This window comes from Nocardia sp. 2TAF39 (assembly GCF_052114905.1).
GTDB lineage: Bacteria > Actinomycetota > Actinomycetes > Mycobacteriales > Mycobacteriaceae > Nocardia.
Window position 1 is genome coordinate 104904 of record NZ_JBFRFQ010000011.1, and the last position, 22032, is coordinate 126935.

Here is a 22032-nt window from a genome sequence, read left to right on the forward strand (position 1 = left end):
ACGGCCGCGCTCAGCGCCAGAGCGATCGGCAGGGCAGCCTGCGCAGGTCGGGACGCACCTTCCCGTCCACTGTGACGGTGAGCCCAGCATGCGCAGCGGCCGAGGTGAATTCCCCCGCCTCGGTCCGAGTCGCCGCGTACTCGAGGATCAGCGCATCCTCGGGTGTGGGTCCGTCGAAATAGACCGTGATCCGCTGTGTCGGCGTCTCGGTGTCGTCGGCGAGCTTGTGCGTTGTGCCGTCCATGCCACCGTCTCCTTCCGGGCCGGCGCGGCGGCGCGCCGGTAAGACCGACGGTAAGCGCCCACCATTGCTGAGAACATGTTCTAGGCAATCGGCTGGATTTGTCACCGCGCGGGCACCCGGCAGCCGAGGTAGAGTCACGAGCGGGGGCACACCACAATCACAGGTCGGTCATCCGAAACTTGTGAATTGTCAACACGTTCGCGTCGGCAGCTGCCCTGTGCGCGCGATGTTGTCGAGGATGAGCACAGCGTTGAACGATGCAGGAGGCACACGTCGATGAGTCAGGGCCCATGGTCGATGGGTAGGGGAGTGCGGCGACGGCGCCTCGCACGAGTGTTCGGCGCGATGGCCGCGGGCCTGGTGCTGGTTGCCGGTATGGCCGGGGCGGCCGTCAGCGCGCCGCTGTATCCGACGCCGGATCCGGACCCCTTCTACGCGACGCCTGCGGACATCGCGGACAAGAAGCCGGGGGATGTGATCGCGACCCGTGTGATGCCTTCACTGATGATTTTCCCGGACACGACTGTGACCGTGGTGCGGTTCCGGTCGACCAGTTCCGAGGGCAAGCCGATCGCCGCGACCACCACGGTGCTCACCCCGAAGGTGCACCGTAAGGATGGCCCGCTGCTGTCGTTCCAGCACATCATCAACGGTCTCGGCGCGGAGTGCTCGGTCTCCCGCGTGCTCTACACCGGCGACCCGAACCTGATCGTGCGCGAGGCGCCGGGCTGGAACGTGCTGCTGGCCCGCGGCTGGAGCGTCGTGCTGCCCGACCACCTCGGTCCCAACTTCGCCTACGGCGCAGCCAAACTCGGCGGGCAGATCACCCTGGACAGTGTCCGCGCGGTGAAGCAGGTGGCCGAGCTGGAGGTGCAGCAGAGCCCGGTGGCGATGGTCGGCTATTCCGGTGGCGGCATGGCCACCGCGTGGGCGGCTGCCCTGCAGCCGAAATACGCGCCGGAGCTGAACATCGCGGGCGCGGCCATGGGCGGCGTGCCGATGAATCTGGTGAAGATGCTCGAGACGCTGGGGCTGAACTCGCACCCGGTGTTCGGGCTCGCGCTGGCCGCGGGCCTCGGTTTGGAACGCGAGTATCCGGACCGATTCCCGCTCAGCGAGCAGCTGAACGAGCAAGGCCTCGCCGCCCGCACGCAGATCTCCAACAGCTGCACCAATGACATCCTGGCCGTAGGTGCGGGCCGCGGCGCGCTGGACTTCGCGAAAACGACCTCGATGATCAACGACAACACCGCCCGCGCTGTGGTCGAGGAAAACAGCCTCGAGCTCTACGACGGTGTACCCAAGACGCCGGTGTTCGAATGGCATTCGCCGATCGACGGGCTCATCCCGATCGACTCGGTGGTCAACACCGACAAGCGGTGGTGCGCGGCCGGTGCCACGGTACAAACCGAGCAGATTCCGGTACCCGACCACCTTACGGCGGCGGTGATCGGCATCCCGGCGGCACTGAACTGGCTGGACGACCGTTTCCGAGGGGAGCCCGCTCCGAGCAACTGCTGACCAACCGCACGCAACAACCGAGCCGCCCCCTTCTCTCCGAGCAGTTCTCGGCTCGGTTGTTGCGAAATGGACACGCGATGCACACAACTCGAGCGCTTTTGCATATCGAGTTGGGTGTACTGACGTAGCCTTGCCTTCTGGCTCCGGCATGGTGGGGGCATTTTCGGGGGCCGAAGCCGCATCGCCCGGGTGCCAGGCGAACCTGACGTCGCAGCCAGAGGCGTGTGCCATGAGATGCTTACGTGCCATCGCGGTCACGTTGCTCGTCGTCTGCCCGGCCATGGCCGGGCAGGCCGTCGCCGAGCCGTTGCCCGCGCCACCGGCGCCAGCAGTGCCCGACGGGTCGGGCACGTTCCCGCCGACGGGCGGACTGCTACCCGGCCTGCAGCAATTCATCGACCGGATAATCCCCCCGCCACCGATCGCACCGGTGCCGGACCCGCTTTCGCCGACTCAGCAGGCGGCCACAATGTCGCCCTCGCTGGCGGCGCTTCGCCAAGCCACCCTGCCCGCGCCGATCGGCGATCCGATATTCGACGCCTGGCCCGCGAATCTCGGCGAGCTGACCGAGGGGCAGGTCATCGACTACCGCGACGTCAGCGCAACGACCGCCCCGCTGATGCTCATGCCGATCCAGCGGGCTCTGCTGCTGAAGTATCGGACCACGGACGCGCATGGCGCGCCCTCCTACGCCACGGCTACGCTGGTCGTTCCCGCCAAGGCCTGGCCGGGGCCCGGCCCCCGTCCGGTGGTGGTGAACAACCTGCCGATCGACGCGCTCGGCCGCACCTGCACCCCCGGATACACCCTCGCGCACGGGGCCAATCCGGACACCAGTTTCACCGACTTCGTACCGCCGACCACCCATGTGGCGGCGCTGCGCGGGTACGCCGTGCTGATCCCGGACCATGAGGGCCCCTCGATGGCCTACGCCGAACCGGTCGTAGCCGGTCACGCTGTGCTGGACGCGATCAGAGCTGTCCGCGGACTGCTGCCGGACGAGTTCGGCGCCAGTCGGTTCGGTATGGCGGGGTACTCCGGCGGTGCCATCGCCACACACGGTGCGGTGAAGCTGATCTCCAGTTACGCACCGGAATTGGCGGACGTGATCGTCGGCGCCGCGCTGGGCGGCGTGCCCGCCGACTACCAGATCCTGGCCCGCAGCATGAACGGCAATCTCGCCTCGGCGGTGTTCATGGGTGCGGTGTTCGGGATCGGCCGGGAACGGCCGGAGATCCTGGCCAGGATGAACAATCTCGCCCAGTGGGCGGCCACGTCGCGGCTGAAGGACCTCTGTGGCAGCAGCTTCGGGCTGGTCGGCGTGCTGATGCTGCCGATCGATATCGCCGCTAACATTCCCGATCCGCTGCAGTCGGATCTGGCCGCGGACATCTACCGCGTGACCAGGATGGCCGACGTGAAATCGGCGACCCCGCTGTACATCTACAACGGGGAGCAGGAGTTCTGGATCCCCGCCGAGGGCGCGCGCAAGCTCTATCGCGAGCAGTGCCGTCTGGGTGTGCCCGCGGTGTACCGGAGTGTGCTCGGCGAGCACATCATCGCGGCGGCGCTCGGCTATCCGGAGGCCATGATCTGGCTGGACGATCGGCTGCGAGGAGTGCCTGCCCCGAGCGAGTGCTGACGATTCGCCGGTATCGCCCCGGGACATTCGATGTTGCGGCGTGCCCGACTACCGCGATTGATGACTATCGGCCCTATCCCGGTCGGTCGGTTGCTGCGATGGTCGAACTGCACGAGGCGGCAGTGCGTTGTCGTCGCCGCTCCGGTACCGTGGGCCGGTCCAGGCGGGGTGACGCCGGATTCGCGAAAGAGGCACATGAACGACATTTCGACCACCGCGTCCGAACAGGCCATGGCGCTGGTGGGGCGGCATTTCCGCATGACCGAGCACTATGAGGTAGGACGAGAGAAGATCCGGGAGTTCGCGCGGGCGGTGCAGGACGGCCATCCGGCACACCAGCACGAGGGTGCGGCAGCGGAGCTGGGCTTCGACGGGCTGGTCGCGCCGCTGACCTTCTCCTCCATCGTTCTGATGCTGGTGCAGCGCAAGATGTTCGAGTCCTTGCTCACGGGCTACGACCTCGGACAGGTATTGCAGACCGAACAGTCCATCCGGGCGCATCGGCCGATTGTCGCGGGCGACCAGCTGCGGTGCGACGCCTATATCGAGTCGTTCCGGCAGTTCGGTGACAAAGACTTCATGGTCACCAAGAGCGTGCTCAGTAACCAGCACAAAGAGGTGTTGCAGACCACCCACACCACGGCGGTGGCGCAGACCGGGGTGGAAATCGCCACCGACCTGCGTGCGGCGGTCGAGGGCGTGATCATGACCGGACAGTCGGTCGGCGATCGGTCTGACGCGGCTGCCGTGCGGACCAAGGACGAGCCTGTGGGTATGGTCGAGCGATTCGACCATGTGGCACAACCGGATTCGGACGATCGGCGTAGAACGCCACGCACTGTTTTCACCTTCGAGGAGCTGTCGGTCGGCATGGAACTGGCCCCGCGGACGATGGTCCTCTCGCGGGGCGATCTGGTGAATTACGCGGGGGTTTCCGGTGATTCGAATCCGATCCACTTCAGCGATTTTGTCGCGGGCAGGGCGGGCCTGCCCGATGTGGTGTCGCACGGGCTGCTGACGATGGGACTCGGTGCCGGGTATCTCACCGAGTGGCTGGGGGATCCGACCGCCGTCACGAATTTCGGAGTTCGGTTCGCCGGGTTCGCGCCGGTGTCGGCCACGAAAGCCAGCACGATCGAATTCCGCGGCCGCGTCAAGGAATTGGACCCCATCCGCCGTTCCGCCACCATCACACTTACTGCGACGTGCGAGGGGCGCAAGCTGTTCGGTCGCGCGACGGCGGAGGTGCTGCTGCGCTGAACAGCGCCGCGGTGGGCTCGGTGCGGCCGGCGCTCGGCGAGAGAAGCCGGCGTGGCCGCGACGCCCCGCAACAGTTGCCCGACCCGTGAATTGATCCGCCGTGGCCGGGTGTCCGAGCGCAACCGGCTTCCACCGCCGTCTGCCGTGGGGCGAGAGCGCGCATGCCGGTTGCGCCGGGCAAGCGCGAAACAGCCAGGACCTTCGCGGACCATGGGCCTCGTGTTCCCGTCCGCGCCCGGACATGTCAATAAGGCGTCCGACGTGCACTTGCGAACGCAAAACTGCGAAAATTCTTCGAACCGAGCGGTTTCGGTCTGGAGTGTGGACGAGCCACATGCAAGACTCGGTGAATGCGTGCTTCGGCGGTACGACATCAAAACGAATCCATCGCTCTCGGAACAACTCCGGCCAGCGAGGGTGGGCCGACTGTCCTGCGGATGATTCTCGGCGGGCGGATGCGGCGACTGCGGGAGGCATGCGGCATCTCGCTCGAGGAGGCGGGCGAGGCGATCCGGGGTTCGCATTCCAAGATCAGCAGACTCGAACTGGGCCGCACCGGATTCCGGGAGCGCGACCTGGTCGACCTGCTCGATTTGTACGGGGTCATCGACGAAGAAGAGCGCGCCGAGTTCAAGCAGCTGGCCAAGCAGGCCAACACCTCGGGCTGGTGGCATCGCGATACCGACTGGCTGCCGAAGTGGTTCGACACCTACCTGGGCTTGGAACAGGCAGCGCAGTTGATCCGTTGCTATGAGCCGCGCGTGGTCCCCGAGCTTCTGCAGACCCCGGACTACGCCCGCGCGCTGATGGTTCTCGCGCACCCGAACGAGGACGAGGAATCGATCGAACGGCGGGTAGCACTGCGGATGCGCCGCCAGGAGATCCTGACCAGACCGGATCCGCCGCAGTTGTGGCTCATCGTCGAGGAGGCGGCGCTGCGCCGCGGGATCGGCGGATCTCAGGTGTGGTTCGCACAGTTGGACCACGTGCTGCGTGCCACGGAAAAATCGAACATCACCGTGCAGGTGCTGGCCGACCATGTCGGCGGGCCCGCGCTCGCCGACGGCGCGTTCACGATGCTGCGCTTCGCCGAGTCGGATCTGCCGGACATCGTCTATCTTCAGCAGCTCACCGGTGCACTCTATCTGGACAAGGGCGCCGATCTCGCCGCGTACCGTGCTGTCGCAAACCTGCTCTCGGTCCACGCCGCGCCGCCCGAATACACCAGCCAACTCATCGCGGCACTGCGGGAACGTCATCCACCGACTCTGGATCAGCCGTCCGACATCTGACAGCGGCTCGAGCGTGCCCAACCGGTCGGAGTCGATCAAATATCGCGACGCCCTTCGCCTGCGCTGCAGACCTGTATCGGCCGCTGCCCCGCAGCTGATGGCTGATCGTCGGCGAGTCCGCCCTCGCCGCGACGGCGCGTTCATCATGCTGCGCTTCGCCGAGACCGATCTGCCCGCCATCGTCTTCTCCAGCAGCTGACCGGCGTGCTCCAGCTCGACAAGATCGGCGACCTGGACACGTATCCAGACTCGGCTCGTCTGGGCTGCTGGTGACTGCGGCTGATAGACGTGGTCCGTCAGGAATACGGCGTCGAATCCGGCGGTCTCTGCTTCGCGCGCCTGCGCGGCGACCATGCCGAACAGCTCGGCGGCTGATTGGGTGTGGCTGAAGTTGGGCATCCGATAACCGAGACGAATGCTTATGCCGTCCGACGCTGCGTCCGACGCGGAGCGCCGAGCAGGGACGAACCTGCCCAGGCGGAGGCTACTGCGTCGCACTGGCGGAGAAAGGGCAAAGTATTGTCCCAATGAGACAATAAGGTGGTAAACTGTACGCATGAGCGACGATGGTGTCGATCTCGATGGTCGCCGGCTGCGCACGCAGCGTAGCCGGCAGGCACTATCGCGCGCCGCCTTCGATCTGCTCACGGAGCGTGGGCTCGGGGCGGTCGCCGTCGAGGACATCGCGGTGCGGGCCGGCGTCACGCGCCGCACTTTCAGCAGGCATTTTGCCTCCATCGAGGAGGCGATTCTCGGCGACGTCGACCAGGACGTGCACTTGTTCAACGAAGCCCTGTGCCGACGCCCGATCGGTGAGCCGCCGCTGACCGCCTATCGCAACGCCGTCCACGACTGGCTGGCCACCGAATACGGCGGAGCCCGCGCGGCTCTGCTGGCGCCGCGCTGGGCGCTGTTTCAGCGTTTCGACGACGAACCCGAACTGTTTGCCGGTTATCAGCGCATCCGCATCGATGGGCAGCGCGAATCGGTACGGATCATCGCGGCGAGGCTGGGGGTGGATCCGCTGACGGATCCACGTCCAGCCGCCGCCGTAGGCGCCGGTGCTGGCATGCTGCTCGCCGCGTTGCAGACCTGGGCGGCGGGCCCGGACCCGATGGGCCTGCCTGCTCTCGTCGAAGAGTTCTTCGACACCCTCGTCACTCTCACAACCGAATTCCGGAACGAGGAGTCACCGTCATGTCTACAGGGTCGGTGAGTATGTATCGCCGGACGTGCCGACGCGTCGGGCTGGACCGTAATCCGCTGCGGCGGAAGGAAGACCGCCTGCAAGCCGGGGTCGCCATGGTTCTCGCACTGGCGTTCTTGTTCGTCGTTCCGGTGCTTGCCGTGACTGTCGGCGGCGGGGTGTACCGCACGGAAACAGCCGCGGTGCAAGCTCGAACGGCGCAGCTGCACCGGGTCGACGCGACCGTGATCGAGACAGGCAAGACGCCGCTGTACGCGCCGATCATGCCCGCGCGGGTGTCGTGGAAGGATGCCGACGGCGTGACGCACACGGGCGATTACCAGTCGACCACCGTCGTCGAGCCGGGTTCCACGGTCTCGATCTGGTTGAACGAAGGTGGCACCATCGTCGAGCCGCCGTCCTCGACCCAGGCGGCAAGCAAGGCGGTCCTGCTCACTTCGGGCGCGGCGCTCGGCGTCCTTGTCGTGCTCGCGGGCACGTACTTCCTGCTGCGTCGCAGCCTGGATCGGCGGCGCTTGCACAAGTGGGAGTCGGAGTGGACGGCCGCCGATCTCACCTGGGGTAGTCATGGCTGAGCCGGAGCACGGCGTGCCTGCCGGGCGCGGGTAGAGACGGGCGCAGCGGGCACGCCGCATGCCGGGGCGCAACGCGGCGAGCGAAGTGCCCGGCACCGCTATGACATCAGGCCACCGGCGAGCCGGGGCGTTCGGTTCGCTGATCACCGGAAATCCCAAGATGGGCAGCCGGTTCTGTTGTGACACAACATAACCGAATGGCGCAGTGGAATCGGATCAGACTGGGAAGAGGCTGTGCTTGCGCGGATTCGGCTCCACGCTCGCCTCCTTCTCGCGCAGCAGCCGCAGCGCATGGCGGATCTCCAGTCTGGTCCGGGAGGGCTCGATCACCGCGTCGATATAGCCGCGCTCGGCCGCGATCCACGGAGTGGCGACGGTCGTGTTGTACTGATCGATCAAGAAGTCTCGCGCGGCTGCCCGCTGCTCGGCGGGCACCTGGGCGAGCTGGCGCTTGCCGACGATACTGACGGCGCTCTCCGCGCCCATCACCGCGATCCGTGCGGTGGGCCAGGCCAGGCTGATATCGGCGCCCAGCTGCTTACAGCCCATCACCGCGTAGCCGCCGCCGTAGGCCTTGCGCACCACGACGGTGACGATCGGGACCGTCGCCTCGATCACCGCTCGGAAGAACCGTCCGCCGCGTTTGATCACCCCGCTACGCTCCTCCTCGATGCCGGGCAGCACGCCGGGAGTGTCCACGACGAAGATCAACGGCAGCCCGTAGACGTTGCACAGCCGGATGAAATGCGTCGCCTTGTCCGAGCACTTGGCGTCGATGGCGCCGCCGAGGGCCAGCGGCTGATTCGCGATCACGCCGACGCTGCGTCCATCCACCCTGGCGAAACCGGTGATCAGATTCTGCGCGGTGGCAGCGCTGATCTCGTGCAACTCGCCGTCGTCGAAGAGGCGCAGCAGGATCTCGTGCATGTCGTAGCCCTCCCGGTCCGAGTCCGGGATGATCGAGTCCAGCTCCAGATCGTGCGGGGTGAGTTCCGGCTCGATGCCCGGGTTGACGATCGGTCCCTGCTCCAGGCAGCTCGACGGCAGGTAGCTCAAATAGGTTCTGGCCCAATCGAACGCGTCCTGCTCGCTGGCGGCGACGTGGTGAATGGTGCCATTGGCCGCCTGGACCTGCGCTCCGCCGAGTTCCTCCATCGTCACTTCCGCACCGGTGACTTCTTTGATCACCTCCGGCCCGGTGACGAACATGTACGACTTCTCGGTTGCGATCAAGATGTCGGTGTTGACCGGGGCGTAGACCGAACCCGCCGCGCATTTGCCGAGCATGATCGACACCTGCGGCACGAAGCCGGACAGCCGTTCCTGGCGGCGGCTCATGAGTGCGTACCAGGCCAGCGACGTGACCGCGTCCTGGATGCGAGCGCCGCCCGAGTCGTTGATCGCGACCACCGGGCACGCGTTGTCGGTGGCGAAGTCCAGCGCCTTGGCGACCTTGCGGCCGAACATCTCCCCGACGGAGCCGCCGAACACGGTCTGGTCGTGCGCGATCACCACGACGGGCCTGCCGTCGATGCGGCCCCGGCCGGTGACCACACCGTCGCCGTACATGGCATCGGATGTACCCGGCTGACGCACCAGCGCACCGATCTCCACGAAGCTGCCTGGGTCGAGAAGTGCACGCACCCGTTCCCGCGCGCTCGGAATGCCCTTGCTCTTGCGTTTCGCGATTCCGGTTTCGCCGGCGGGTTCTTCGGCCAGCTCCAGGATCCCTCGCAGCTCGTCCAGCTTTTCTCGCGTACCGCTCATATGTGGTATTTCGCCCTTCGAACTCGTCGTCTCGCCGTATGGGCGCGACGCTCGATGTTATCGGTGGTGAGACCTGCTGCACACGCGTTGGGATGATCTCATGGGACGGCTCGCAGGTTTGCCCGCCACGCCCGTGGCTCATGGCGCGAGCCGGATGGCGCTGCAGCGCGCGGCGATTTGCGCAACTTACCAGTCGCGGACCCTCGGCGTCGATGAACGGTCCCGATGACGGCGCTGGGCCTATCCGCGGCCGTCGGGACGGCTCCAGGGTGACCACCGACACAGCGCCGGAACGCGCGGTCGGCGTTGCGTCACACACTGTCGGAAAAGCAGAAAATTGCCAGGATCGGAAATCCGAGAAGCCGAAACGAGGCGCCGCGGAAATTGCGACAGCCTGACGCGCCGAGTGTCTCGGAATCTGCCCGAGTTCTTGTAGTTCAGCCCAACTGCGAATGTGAACTCTGATGACTTCCTGATACTTGCGCGCATATCTCGATTCCATCACGATCCGTCGCTAAACTTCGGAAGGCATGATGGGCATGCAGGTGAGAGCAAGTAGGGCGTGCGGCCGGACAGGCAGAACGGGCTGCCGCGGCAGGATGAGTCTACGACTGCCGATCACGGTGGCGGCGACGGCGGTCATCGCCGCGGTGACTGCTGCGACCGTGCTTGCCGATCCGGTGCCGCCGCCCACGCCGCCCGCCGTCGATCCGGCCATGACCCGGACCGGCCTGATCTCGCTCGAGCAGGTCGCACCGCAGCGCGAGCGGTTGTCGATCGCCTCCGCGGCGATGCGCCGCATCATCACCGTCGACGTCCTGCGCGGCAGCGGAACGGCGCCTCGGCCCGTGTTGTACTTGCTCGACGGCGTCGATGGCGACGCCACCTCGGCCTGGCTGACCAAGGGCGGGGCGGAGGAGTTCTTCGCGGACAAACCGGTCGACGTGGTGCTGACCGCCGGCGGCGCCGGCAGCATGTACAGCGACTGGGTCCGCCACGACACCAGGCTGGGGCTCAATCGCTGGGAGACCTTCCTCACCACCGAGCTTCCGCCGATCGTGGAATCGCTGCTGCGCTCCGACGGCAGGCGGGCGATAGCCGGCGTGTCGATGGGGGCACAGGCCGCGATGATGCTGGCCCAGCGCCACCCCGGCTGGTACCGGGCCGTGGCAGGGATGAGTGGGTGCTACTCCACCGCCGACCCGCTCGGCTACGCCGTCACCACCATTACCGTCGCCTCACGTGGCGGCGACGTCGACAACCTCTGGGGCCCGCTGATATCGCCCGAATGGGCCGCGCACGACAGCCTGCTGCACGCCGAAGCGCTGCGCGGCACCGCGATCTATCTCTCGGCGGCCACCGGCCTGCCCACCGGCGCAGACCTGGTGGCGGTGGCGAACTCGCCGACGATCGTGGACGCGTTGGCGACCGCGGGCGGCGGCGCGGCGCTCGAGGCGGGGGCACGGTCGTGCACCGAGCGGTTCGCTGAGCGGCTCGCCGCACTGAATATTCCCGCCGCCGTGGAGTATACGGCCGATGGAATGCACACCTGGCCGGATTTCGAGGCGCAGCTGCCGAAGCCGTGGCAGGTGCTGGCGCAGGCGCTGGGTCTGCCGAAGTCCACGTGAACCGCGTCGGGGGAATCAGTGCGTCACCGTGGCGTTGACACCGGTATGACCTCAGCCGTTCGCTCCGTCCGGTTCTCGGTCCTCGACCGCTCACGGGTCCGGCGCGGCCAGAGCCATTCTGCGGCCCTGTGGGAGACCGTAGAGTTCGCCCGGCTCGCCGAGCAGTGGGGCTATCACCGGTTCTGGGTGTCCGAGCACCACAGCGTGCCCGGCGTGGCGGGTTCGGCGCCCACCGTCCTCGCGGCCGCCGCGGCGGCCGCGACCGCGCGGATCCGGATCGGCACCGGCGGAGTGATGTTGCCCAACCATCAGCCGCTGATTGTGGCCGAACAGTTCGGCGTGCTGGAGTCGCTGTATCCGGGACGTATCGACATGGGGCTGGGTCGTTCGGTCGGCTTCACCGACGGCGTGCGGCGAGCGCTCGGGCATGACAAGCGTGACGCCGATGGTTTCGACGCCCAGCTCACCGAGCTGCTGGCGTACTTCGCCGACGGCAAGCAGGGCGTGCATGCCTGGCCGGCGGAAGGGCTGCGCGTTCCGGCATTCCTGCTGGCGACCGGATCCGGCGCCGAGCGCGCCGCCCGGTTCGGGCTCCCGCTGGTGATCGCTGCCGTGGGCGGCGAAGACCGCATGATCGCGGCTATCGAGCGGTATCGGGCCGGGTTCCGTCCCGCCGCCCCCGGCGCCGAACCCTACGTGATGGTCTCGGGAGCGGTCGTCATCGCCGATACCACTCGGCAGGCGCATCGGCTGCTGCTGTCGGAGGCATGGTCCACCGTGTACTCGCGTACCCGAGGCATATTCCCGCCCCTGATTCCGCCCTCGGAGATCGAAGCGCTCACCATGACCGACCGGGAGCGCCGGATATTCGACGAAGCGCTGCGCGGTCATATTCACGGCACTGAAGACGAGGTCGCCGATCAGCTGGAGCGGTTGGTGACCAGGACCGGCGCCGACGAGATCCTCGTGCACACCAGTACCTACGACCGTGCCGCCCGCCTGGATTCGCACCGCAGGCTGGCGCGGCTCACGGGCCTGCCGCGCGATCGTGCCGACGTGCAGGACCAGCCCGGCACGGCGGCCTGATCATCGCCGGCCACCGAGACCGGCTGCGGAAAAAGCACTTCCGCTGTGCGCGTGGCCCGACCGAACAGCCGCACATGGTCGGCGCCGGTTGGATCCAGGACTAACCAGAACCGAAACCTCTTGTGGCCCAAGGTCTCACACGCGCAGGGGGGTCGCCGGTTCGAGCGATGGGGTGTCGAACCAAGTGGTGTAGAACGTGATCGCCAGCGCGGCGAGTGCACCGAGGATCGCAATGGCGAACGGGATCGGGTGTGTCGCCATCGGCACGGCAAGGAAGCGGATGCACAGCAGCACCCCCGCGAAGGTGGCAACCCCCATCGTCACGATCCGCACGCGGTGGCGGTCCCAGCCCCGGTCGGGGTCGCGTAGTGCGGATTCGACGGTCAGGCACAGGGCACCGCCGACGACGAGGTCGATGCCGTAGTGAGCACCGAGCCCGAGCGTCGCGATGAGCGTGCACACCAGCCAGAACGCGCCGCCCCAACGCAACCACAGCGGCCCGCGCCGGGAGTGGATGAACAGCGACAGCGCCCAAGCTGTGTGCAGTGACGGCATACAGTTTCGTGGTGTGATGCTGTCGAAGTGCAGCGGTCCGACCGACGATGGCACCGCAGGAACAACATTCGGCCAGACATCGGCAATCTCGAAACCATGCCCTTGCGGCCCGTACGCGAGCACCGGCCCCACCACGGGGAAGATCACGTACCAGATCGGTCCGATGACGCCCAGCGTCAAAAACGTTCGTACCAGGTAGTGCCGAGGCCAGCGACCGGCGGTCACACCCCGCAGCTGCCAGGCTGCGACGACGATAGCCGCCAGTGGAAGCTCGAAATACACCCAGCGCACCACGCCTGGCGCTACCGGTCCCGCCGCGTCGAGCGCGCGCCCGACGAGCCACGACGGACTGCCGAGCGCCCGATCGGCCACTTGCACGTACGGATCGAGGACCATCGGGCGCGCCCACGCCGTGATGTCCAACCAGATCTCACTGACCTTCGTCGCCAAGATCAGCAGTGCCCCGAAAATGATGGTGCGCAGCGCCGTACGGCGTCGCTCCCCGTCCCACCGCACGACCGCGATCACCGCCAGCGCGGTGAGCACGATGGTCGGACCGTTGCCGACGGTGAACGGCCGCGCCTCCGCCGCCCGCATGGCCACAAACAGCAGATCGATGGAGACCGCGACGGCGACGGCGCCTATCCGCGCGCGAACCGTGATCCCGGCCAATGCCAGCAGAAGCCCCGCCCACGGCGTTGTCGCCGACTTCGGAGTCCCTGCGTAGTCCCGAAAAAGACTGGTCAGCGGTCCGAGTGCGCCGATGTGTGCGGCCATGAGCTCCCCGCAGAGAAGCATAAGCACCGCGCCCGTGATACCGCACCAAACATTCACCGGTCGAAACCGACGCTCCTGAAGCTCCTCAACACCCGCTCGCTCGCCCGGTGGGGTCAAGCTTCCTCGCACGTCGTCCACAAGCATTGGGATATCGTAAACACGACGTTGACGGGGTCTGTACGGGCAGTTAACCGGACGCCACTCGCGCCTACTCGATCGCGGAAACCCAGTGCGCTGTTCGAGCTACGTCAGCTGCAGCGTGAGTGTCGCGATGCCCAAGCCGACGAAGACGATGGCGAGGAAGAATTGCGGTGTGTAGGCATGTTCCCGTACGTGGAAACCCAAGGCGCAGACGAAGTACAGGATTATCCCGATAGCGGCGGCCGGGCCGATCAGTGGCACGCCGAGCAGGCCGAGCAGCAGGCCGACAGCGCCCGCTGTTTTGGGAATGCCGATCGGGAAGATCAGCCACGACTCCGGCACTCCCATCGCTGTCATCGGCTCCAGGATGGGCTTGAAACGCAAGATGGCGGCGATACCGGAGAACCCGGTCATGGCGATCGTCACACCGGTGACGACGATCTCGGCGATAGACGTGGACATGGCAACAACCCTTCGATCGACGAACACGCGTACGAGCAGCACCGCAGGTGAACTACGAGTGTCATACTATACGAAAATAGTAAGAACTCCCACGTGGATCAGCTCTGCCGGCGGCACTGGTGGATCGCGCTCGACTACCGTGCCTGCGGCAAGACGGGCTTGACCTTGTCCGAGTGGTCCCCTAGGTCTGACGTCATCACATCGGTTTGTGTCACCACCGGCGACATGGGCTATTGGCGAGGCCCGGTGGTTTCCGTCGAGGGTCCGGTGATGCCTGCGAGTCGGCGTGGCGCGAGGATTTCGTCGATTGTCTCTCGGGCGAGGAGTCCGAGTTCGATCGCGATGTCACTGACGGATTGTCCGGTTTGCAGAGCCTGTTTGGCGATGAGGGCGCTGGCGGAATATCCGATATGCGGGGTCAGAGCGGTGACGATGCCGATAGAGCGCCGGACGCCTTGTTCGAGGTGGTCGCGGTTGGGCGTGATGCCCGCGACGCATTTGGTCGCCAAGGTGTCGACGGCGGCGGTCAGGTGTGTCGTCGTGCGCAGCAAGCTGTAGGCGATGATCGGTTCGAAGGCATTGAGTTGCAGTTGCCCGGCCTCGGCGGCCATCGTGACCGTCAGGTCATTTCCGATGACCTCGAACGCGACCTGGTTGACGATCTCCGGGACGACCGGGTTGACCTTCCCCGGCATGATCGATGACCCCGCTTGCACCGGGGGAAGGTTGATTTCGCCGAAACCTGTTGTGGGACCGGATGACATCAGGCGCAGGTCGTTGCACGTCTTCGACAGCTTGACCGCGACCCGCTTGAGGATTCCGGAGACCTGGACGAAGGCGCCGCAATCCTGGGTCGCTTCGATCAGGTTGGCCGCTGGTGTGACGAGTTCGCCGGTGAGCTCGGCCAAGTGGGCGCATGCCAGTGCGGGGTAGCTCGGATGGCCGTTGATTCCGGTTCCGATCGCGGTGCCGCCGAGATTGCTTTCGCACAGCAGCGCGATGCCTTCCTCGAGCCGGTCGCGATCCTCGCGCACCATGACCGCGAAGGTGCCGAATTCCTGTCCCAGCGTCATCGGTACGGCGTCTTGCAACTGGGTACGGCCCATTTTGATGACATCGGCGAATTCGGTCGCCTTGCCGCCGAACGTGTCCGCGAGTCGGCCCAACGCCGCGACGAGTTCCCGGATGTGTTGCACGACAGTGAGTCTGATTGCTGTCGGATAAACGTCGTTGGTGGATTGGCCGAGGTTGACATGGTCGAGCGGATCGAGCTCGGGGTAGCTTCCACGGTCGTAGCCGAGCAACTCCAGCGCCCGGTTGGCGATGACCTCGTTGGCGTTCATGTTCGTCGAGGTTCCCGCGCCGCCTTGGAGCGGGTCGATAGGAAATTGATCGTGCAGCGCGCCGGCCCTGATCTCGTCGCACGCTGATTCGATCGCGTCGGCGCGGCGGGCGTCCAGGATGCCGAGTTCTCGGTTGGCGCGGCAGGCGGCCTGTTTGACCGCGGCGAGCGAAACGATGAGCGCGGGGTACCGTCCGATGCTGTCGCCGGTGATGGCGAAATTGTCCAGCGCGCGTGCGGTGTGGATGCCCCAGTAAGCGCTGCCGGGCACCGTACGGGCGCCCAGGGAGTCACGTTCGGTACGGGTGCTGTCGGTCACTATCGACTCCAGGCAGTCAGGTGGTTGTCGTGGGTATCGATTGCTGTGGGCGCGGCAGGATTCGACAACTCGCCGAGCAGGTTCGTCGTCATCCAGCGGTGCAATTGCCGACCGGAGAGCCCGAGGTCGACAAGGTAGGCAAGTTTGGCGAGCGCAGCCTCTCTGGTCATATCCCCTCCGCTGATGGCCCCCGCGTCCAGCAGAGCACGTCCGGGCAGGTATCGTTCGAGATCGACCGAGCCGCTGTCACATTGGGTGATGACGACGACCGGGGTTCCGTCCCGAGCTGCGTTCCGGATCACCTCGATTGTTTCCGACCCGTCCAGGGGCAACGTGCCGGAGCCATAGCATTCGAGAATGATCCCGCCGGGGTATTGACGAATTGCTGCGGCGAGCAGGTCGGCATGCATACCGGGAAACACAGTGAGCAACCCGACCGGCAAGCGGGTCGCTGCACTGTGTCTCCGTGTCCCGGGTACCCGAGGCGGGGACAGGGGTGGTGCGAATTCGCCGAGTGTGGCGAAGCCGTCGTAGTTGTCGCAGGCGCGTTTGCTGGCTCGCACGGCGCGATGCAGTGCCGAGCCGAACGCAATAAATGTTCCTGGGCCCGGTTGCGTGGCAATCGAACGCAATGCCAGGTGCAGGTTGTCCGGCGCGTCGCTGCGAAGGTGGCCAAGGGGAATCTGTGCGCCGGTCAGCACAACCGGAACAGCGATCTCCCGCAATTCGAACGCCATGCGAGCGCCCACGTAGGCCATGGTGTCGGTTCCGTGGATGACGACGACACCATCCAGCTGTGCCGATTCGATGTCGGACAGTGCCCACTCGGCAATTCGGAATGCAGTCTCGGGGCCGGCGTCGGCGCTATCGATGACGCGATCGAATTCGGCGTATCGGAACTGGACCGACCTGCCCTCCGCGTTCTCGAATTGGGTAATGATGTCCGCGATTTCGTCGCCGATCCCCGAACGGGGGCACATACCCGCACCCCCGTCGGCCATACCGAAGGTGCCTCCGGTGTAGAGGATATGGACCCGTAATGCCGGGCGTCGATGTGCCGCAAGCGTCGCCGGAGCCGACGTCAGTGTCTCGTGGGCAGGTGATTCTCGGTAGATCATTCGCCCAGCACTCCACCGGGCGCCGCCTCGGGCCGATCAACCGGGCCGAGAACCTCCGGATCGAGACGACCCCTGATCCGGAACCATCCCGCGATCATGGCCGCGACGACGACGGTGAACACCGCGAGTGTGATCCGCCCGATCTCGGCGTCGAAGAACATCAGTCCGACGACCACGGCCAGGAAGCCGAGGGTCAGGATGTTGAGGACCGGGGCGAAGGGCAGCTGGAAATCCGGTCGACGGTACTCGCCACGCTGAGACTTCCGCACGAATATCCAGTGACAGATCATGATCGAGGCCCAAGTGCCGACGATGCCCAACCCGGCCAGGTTGAGCACGATCTCGAATGCCTTCAGCGGCACGAGCAGATTCAGCACAACACCGGCGATGCCGACCGAACTCGTGATCAGGATCCCGCCGTAGGGAACACCATGGCGGTTCATCCGCGCGGCGAAGCGCGGCGCCGTCCCGGCCACGGCCATCGACCGGAGAGTGCGACCGGTCGCGTACAGACCCGCATTCAGACTCGACATCGCGGCGGTGAGAACCACCAGATTCATGACGTCACCGGCGTGCGGGATTCCGATCGAACTCATCACCGTCACGAATGGGCTCTCGTCGGGGGAGTACGCCGTCCACGGCAGCAGCAGCGTGAACAGGACAACCGACCCGGCATAGAACAGGATGATCCGCCACATGATGGAGTTGACTGCCTTCGGAACGACGGCCCCGGGGTTGTCGGATTCGCCCGCGGCCACGCCGATCATCTCCGTCCCGCCGAACGCGAACACCACCCCGAGTGCGATGGTCAGCATCGGAGCCAGACCGCGTGGAAAGAAGCCACCGTTGTCGGCGATCGTCGAGATGCCGGGGACATTTCCGTCCACCGACGTGCCGGTGACGATGAACACTACGGCCAGCACCATGAAGGCAACGATGGTGCCGACCTTGACCAACGCGAACCAGAACTCCAGCTCACCGAACAACCGCACCGACACGACGTTGAGTCCCACGACTACAGCCAGCGCGATAAGCGCGAGCGCCCACTGGGGTATCGGTACGAACAGCGACCAGAAGTGCGCGTACAGCGCCACGGCGGTGATGTCGGCGACCAGTGTGGTCGACCAGTTCAGGAAGTACAGCCAGCCGACCGAATATGCTCCGCGCTCGCCGAGGAATTCGCGCGCATAGGAGACGAACGCCCCGGAGGAGGGGCGGTACATCACCAACTCGCCGAGTGCGCGCACGACCATGAACGTGAAGATGCCGCACACGATGTAGACGATGGCCAGTGACGGACCGGCGAGTGCCATGCGGCCGCTGGCCCCAAGGAATAGTCCGGTGCCGATCGACCCGCCGATCGCGATCATCTGCATGTGGCGCTTGCGCAGCCGCTTTTGATAGCCGACATCGCCGAGGTCGAGCTTCGGTGCTGATCTCGCGGCCGGCGGGGCCGACAGTTCGTCGTGGTGTGTCATCGAAACCTTCCTCGTGCCTGATCCAGCCTCCGAGACAGCCCGCCGTTCCCCTCATCGAGAGCGACGGGTCAGTAAAGCTGCCATGCTGTCAGGCTGTAAGACAGGTTTACCGTAATGCAGGTCACATCCGCTGTCAACGCCGGAGTTCCCGCTGTGAATACCTGCTGGACGGAGCATTTTGACGCCATAACAGCGGATCTCCATACTGGGTCACGTGACGGTCGAAGAAGGACGGGTCCAGCGCATCGGCGCCACAGAAGCGGTCTTTCGTCGGCTGAAAAGCCTGATCCAAAGCGAGGGGTACGCGGTAGGTGACCGCTTACCCGCCGAGCTCGCCTTGGCTCAACAGTTCGGCGTGAGCCGTCCGGTGGTCCGTGAGGCGCTGCATGCCTGCGCGACCTTGGGCCTCACTGAGACACGAACCGGTCGGGGCACTTTCGTCGTCTCCAAGAAGGAGAGCTCGCAACTGACGTTCGCCGGTGTCGATGCCGAAGACTTGATCGAGGCTCGCCAGCTCATCGAGATCCCCACCGCGGGCTTCGCGGCCGAACGTCGCTCACCGAACCAGCTGCAGCGGCTTGTCGAGATGCTCGGCAAACTTGCCGCCGCCGCCGATGACCACGAATGGGTCCGATACGACGGCGAGTTGCACACCGCGATCGCGGCCGCCAGTGGAAACAAGATGCTGGCCACCCTGGTCGCGGACACCCGCAGAGCGCTGGACATCCAGTCGGAGTTCCTCAACCTGACCCAAGACCGCCGCGCCGACTCCGATCGGGAACACGAGGCCATTGTCCGTGCAATCGAGGCGGGATCGCCGGAGGGCGCTCGTTCAGCGATGGCCGAGCATCTGGAGCGAGTTGCCGAGACCTTGGCCCGCATCGGCGAGTGATCGCGGCAGCCGGCAGTGGACCTCGCTAATTCATTGCTGTGCGGGTAAGAGGTAGAAAGGTCGAGGTGTTGTGGAAGAACTCCACGATGCCGCCGCGCAGCGTCGCGCGGTCACCCAATACATCTATCGAACGAAGAGAGCGGGTTCATGGCGTCCTCTACAGCGCGCGCACAGATCGGGGTTACCGGCTTGGCGGTCATGGGTAGCAACATCGCCCGAAACTTCGCCAAGCACGGCTATACGGTGGCGCTGCACAACCGCAGCATCGCCAAAACCGACGCACTCCTCGCGGCACACGGGGCGGACGGCGATTTCGTGCGCACCGAAACCATCGAGGAGTTCGTCGCGGCACTCGAGAAGCCGCGCCGGGTGCTGATCATGGTCAAGGCGGGCGATCCGACAGATGCCGTCATCGAGGAGCTCGCCGCCGCCATGGATCCGGGCGACATCATCATCGACGGCGGTAACGCGCTCTACACCGACACCATTCGGCGTGAAGCCGCGATGAAGGAGCGCGGACTGAACTTCGTCGGTGCCGGCATCTCCGGCGGCGAGGAGGGCGCGCTGAACGGTCCCGCGATCATGCCGGGCGGGCCGAAGGAGTCCTACGACTCGCTCGGACCGCTGCTGGAATCGATCGCGGCGAACGTCGACGGGACACCGTGCTGCACGCATATCGGCCCCGATGGCTCCGGGCACTTCGTCAAGATGGTCCACAACGGCATCGAGTACGCCGATATGCAGCTGATCGGTGAGGCCTACCATCTGTTCCGCGATGCGCTCGGCTTCGGCGCGAAACAGATCGCCGAGGTGTTCACCCAGTGGAATTCTGGAGAATTGGAAAGCTACCTCGTCGAGATCACGGCCGAGGTTCTGAACCAGATGGATGCGAAAACGGGCCGACCGCTCGTCGATGTCATCGTCGACGCGGCCGAGCAGAAGGGTACCGGCCGCTGGACGGTGAAGGCCGCACTCGATCTCGGTGTACCGGTGACGGGGATCGCCGAAGCGGTATTCGCGCGAGCACTGTCCGGTTCCCGCGAGCAGCGGAAAGCCGCTGCCGGTCTCGCTTCGGGCAAACTCGGTGAAAAGCCCACCGATACAGCACAATTCACCGAAGATATTCGGCAGGCCCTCTACGCGTCCAAAGTTGTCGCGTACGCGCAGGGCTTCGACCAGATTGCCGCAGGGAGCGCGGAATACAACTGGGACCTGCACCCCGGCGACTTGGCAACGATCTGGCGCGGCGGTTGCATCATCCGGGCTCGATTCCTGAACCGGATCAAGGATGCCTACGACGAGAACCCTGCACTGCCTAGCTTGATCCTCGCGCCGTACTTCCGTGACGCGATCGAAACGGCCATCGACAGCTGGCGGCGTGTCGTATCCACGGCCACCCTGCTCGGAATTCCGGTGCCTGCCTTCGCATCGTCGCTGTCGTACTACGACGCCCTGCGCGCCGAGCGGCTCCCGGCTGCTCTCACCCAAGGTCAGCGCGACTTCTTCGGTGCACACACCTACGAGCGCATCGATGCGGACGGCAAGTTCCACACCCTCTGGAGCGGAGACCGCAGCGAAGTCTCCGCAGACTGACGTCACGTCGGCATAGGTGCCGTGGAATACGCCACGAACCCTGTTCGCCCGCTTCATCCGTAGCGGAACATTCCGATGGGAGAATCGTCGAAGCACCGCACAACGGTCTCGCCTGGAGCGACAGTGCGCAGGTGCACCGCCGCAGCCATGTCCGGTTGATCGTGCGCTAGCGGTGGGTCCAATCGGGCTGGGTGAAGTGGGCGACTCGGGCGGCGGACGCGGTTCGGCCGAGGAGGACGATCTCGCGGAATTGCCAGAGCAGTGCGCCGGTTGGCGCGTGGATGGTCATGTTCGGGCCGAGTCGCATTTGCAGCAGGCCCGTTTCGTCGGCCGGCGGCGCGTTGTCGCGGAGTGCTGCTTGTCGTACCGCGTCGTCGGCGTGGACCCAGCGCGGGGTGTCCTCGGCGGCGAGCCGAGCGAGGTCGACCAGGTGTACGGAGTGGACCTCGTCGGGGCTGGGGTGTAGATCGGTGGTGTCGGTCAGCGCGACGACGATCGGGGTGATCGCGAATCCCGATGCGGCGGGGAAGTCGTCGAGCTTGCCGATGAGATCGGCAGGATCTGCTCTCAGGCCGAGTTCTTCGTGTAGTTCACGCACTGCGGCTTGTTCGGGAGTCTCGCCCTCGTCGAGTCGGCCCCCGGGCAGTGCCCACTGGCCGGCGTTGCGGCCACGGTAGGCCCGTTTGATGACGATCACCGACAGCCCTCCTTCGGCCTGCTCGACCACGCACAGCAGAACCGCCGCACGGCGTGTACCCGGAGCATCCGGAATTTCTATGTGCGGGAAATCGTCCAGCCGGGAGTGCGCGAGCACGCGGAAGTCGTTGATTTTCTCGGGGAGACGCTGTCCCGGGGTAGGGCCCATATCGTCGATCTTGCCCCACCGCGCGAGTGACTGGCGCGGGCACTGGAGCTACTTCGCGAGTTGACAACGGTGGGACCGACGAGCGGATGGGCTACAGCCAGACCCACGATCGGGATGTGAACGCCGCGAAGAATATCCCGGCCACAGGGCGTACCGACAGTCCGACGCTCGAGAGTTGGTGTCGGCCTCGGTCGAGCAGTCGGCGTTGAAGCAGAAACCCACCGGAAGCGCGGCATAGCCCGCATAGACCGGAATCTCCCGCCGCCTT

At 65.8% G+C, this 22032-nt stretch carries 18 protein-coding genes; 10 read left to right on the plus strand and 8 right to left on the minus strand.

Going from position 1 to position 22032, the window contains the following annotated elements; genetic code table 11:
* Positions 1 to 10: 10 nt before the first annotated feature.
* Complete coding sequence (locus tag AB4Z47_RS09340; RefSeq protein ID WP_441949550.1) at positions 11 to 244, minus strand: hypothetical protein; 234 nt, start codon at positions 242 to 244, stop codon at positions 11 to 13.
* Positions 245 to 541: 297 nt separating this feature from the next.
* On the opposite strand from AB4Z47_RS09340, the gene AB4Z47_RS09345 reads away from it, so the two are divergent.
* The 6 genes from AB4Z47_RS09345 (at position 542) to AB4Z47_RS09370 (ending at position 7741) form a co-directional block, all read left to right on the plus strand.
* On the plus strand, positions 542 to 1765 hold the full coding sequence (locus AB4Z47_RS09345; protein WP_441949599.1) for a lipase family protein: 1224 nt from the start codon (positions 542 to 544) through the stop codon (positions 1763 to 1765).
* A gap of 229 nt (positions 1766 to 1994) precedes the next feature.
* Complete coding sequence (locus AB4Z47_RS09350; protein ID WP_441949552.1) at positions 1995 to 3407, plus strand: lipase family protein; 1413 nt, start codon at positions 1995 to 1997, stop codon at positions 3405 to 3407.
* A gap of 195 nt (positions 3408 to 3602) precedes the next feature.
* Positions 3603 to 4667 (plus strand): fused (3R)-hydroxyacyl-ACP dehydratase subunits HadA/HadB, encoded by a 1065-nt coding sequence (locus tag AB4Z47_RS09355; RefSeq protein ID WP_441949554.1) that lies wholly within the window; start codon positions 3603 to 3605, stop codon positions 4665 to 4667.
* 350 nt (positions 4668 to 5017) lie between these two features.
* Positions 5018 to 5959, plus strand: a complete 942-nt coding sequence (locus AB4Z47_RS09360; protein WP_441949556.1) for a helix-turn-helix domain-containing protein — start codon at positions 5018 to 5020, stop codon at positions 5957 to 5959.
* Positions 5960 to 6515: 556 nt separating this feature from the next.
* The gene (locus tag AB4Z47_RS09365) at positions 6516 to 7175 is read left to right on the plus strand and encodes a TetR/AcrR family transcriptional regulator (protein WP_441949558.1); all 660 of its coding nucleotides are present in this window, start codon (positions 6516 to 6518) and stop codon (positions 7173 to 7175) included.
* Positions 7157 to 7741 (plus strand): Rv1733c family protein, encoded by a 585-nt coding sequence (locus tag AB4Z47_RS09370; RefSeq protein WP_441949559.1) that lies wholly within the window; start codon positions 7157 to 7159, stop codon positions 7739 to 7741. Before AB4Z47_RS09365 ends, AB4Z47_RS09370 begins: the two co-directional genes overlap by 19 nt.
* A gap of 216 nt (positions 7742 to 7957) precedes the next feature.
* On the opposite strand, the gene AB4Z47_RS09375 is transcribed toward AB4Z47_RS09370, so the two are convergent.
* Complete coding sequence (locus AB4Z47_RS09375) at positions 7958 to 9508, minus strand: acyl-CoA carboxylase subunit beta (RefSeq protein WP_441949561.1); 1551 nt, start codon at positions 9506 to 9508, stop codon at positions 7958 to 7960.
* 599 nt (positions 9509 to 10107) lie between these two features.
* Between AB4Z47_RS09375 and AB4Z47_RS09380 the strand changes: the two genes are divergently transcribed.
* Both AB4Z47_RS09380 and AB4Z47_RS09385 read left to right on the plus strand, forming a co-directional pair.
* Positions 10108 to 11136 carry an alpha/beta hydrolase gene (locus AB4Z47_RS09380; protein ID WP_441949562.1) on the plus strand — a complete coding sequence of 343 codons (1029 nt, stop codon included), beginning with the start codon at positions 10108 to 10110 and terminating at the stop codon, positions 11134 to 11136.
* Between the two features lie 45 nt (positions 11137 to 11181).
* Positions 11182 to 12222 carry an LLM class flavin-dependent oxidoreductase gene (locus tag AB4Z47_RS09385; RefSeq protein WP_441949564.1) on the plus strand — a complete coding sequence of 347 codons (1041 nt, stop codon included), beginning with the start codon at positions 11182 to 11184 and terminating at the stop codon, positions 12220 to 12222.
* Between the two features lie 135 nt (positions 12223 to 12357).
* On the opposite strand, the gene AB4Z47_RS09390 is transcribed toward AB4Z47_RS09385, so the two are convergent.
* From AB4Z47_RS09390 to AB4Z47_RS09410, 5 genes are all read right to left on the minus strand, one after another.
* Entirely contained in the window at positions 12358 to 13698 is a 1341-nt protein-coding gene (locus tag AB4Z47_RS09390; RefSeq protein ID WP_441949566.1) for a DUF5933 domain-containing protein, read from the minus strand.
* 99 nt (positions 13699 to 13797) lie between these two features.
* A complete protein-coding gene (locus AB4Z47_RS09395; protein WP_441949568.1) occupies positions 13798 to 14157 on the minus strand; it encodes a DoxX family protein in 360 nt (119 codons plus the stop codon).
* 230 nt (positions 14158 to 14387) lie between these two features.
* A complete protein-coding gene (locus AB4Z47_RS09400) occupies positions 14388 to 15818 on the minus strand; it encodes an aspartate ammonia-lyase (RefSeq protein WP_441949569.1) in 1431 nt (476 codons plus the stop codon).
* Complete coding sequence (locus AB4Z47_RS09405; RefSeq protein WP_441949571.1) at positions 15818 to 16936, minus strand: asparaginase; 1119 nt, start codon at positions 16934 to 16936, stop codon at positions 15818 to 15820. The genes AB4Z47_RS09400 and AB4Z47_RS09405 overlap by 1 nt, the downstream gene beginning before the upstream one ends.
* Complete coding sequence (locus AB4Z47_RS09410) at positions 16933 to 18414, minus strand: amino acid permease (protein ID WP_441949573.1); 1482 nt, start codon at positions 18412 to 18414, stop codon at positions 16933 to 16935. The genes AB4Z47_RS09405 and AB4Z47_RS09410 overlap by 4 nt, the downstream gene beginning before the upstream one ends.
* 214 nt (positions 18415 to 18628) lie before the next feature.
* On the opposite strand from AB4Z47_RS09410, the gene AB4Z47_RS09415 reads away from it, so the two are divergent.
* Both AB4Z47_RS09415 and gndA read left to right on the plus strand, forming a co-directional pair.
* On the plus strand, positions 18629 to 19306 hold the full coding sequence (locus AB4Z47_RS09415) for a FadR/GntR family transcriptional regulator (RefSeq protein WP_441949574.1): 678 nt from the start codon (positions 18629 to 18631) through the stop codon (positions 19304 to 19306).
* Positions 19307 to 19453: 147 nt separating this feature from the next.
* Positions 19454 to 20899 carry an NADP-dependent phosphogluconate dehydrogenase gene (gene gndA / locus AB4Z47_RS09420; RefSeq protein WP_441949576.1) on the plus strand — a complete coding sequence of 482 codons (1446 nt, stop codon included), beginning with the start codon at positions 19454 to 19456 and terminating at the stop codon, positions 20897 to 20899.
* A gap of 166 nt (positions 20900 to 21065) precedes the next feature.
* On the opposite strand, the gene AB4Z47_RS09425 is transcribed toward gndA, so the two are convergent.
* Positions 21066 to 21764, minus strand: coding sequence for an NUDIX hydrolase (locus tag AB4Z47_RS09425; protein ID WP_441949578.1), 699 nt, complete (start codon positions 21762 to 21764; stop codon positions 21066 to 21068).
* Positions 21765 to 22032 lie beyond the last annotated feature (268 nt).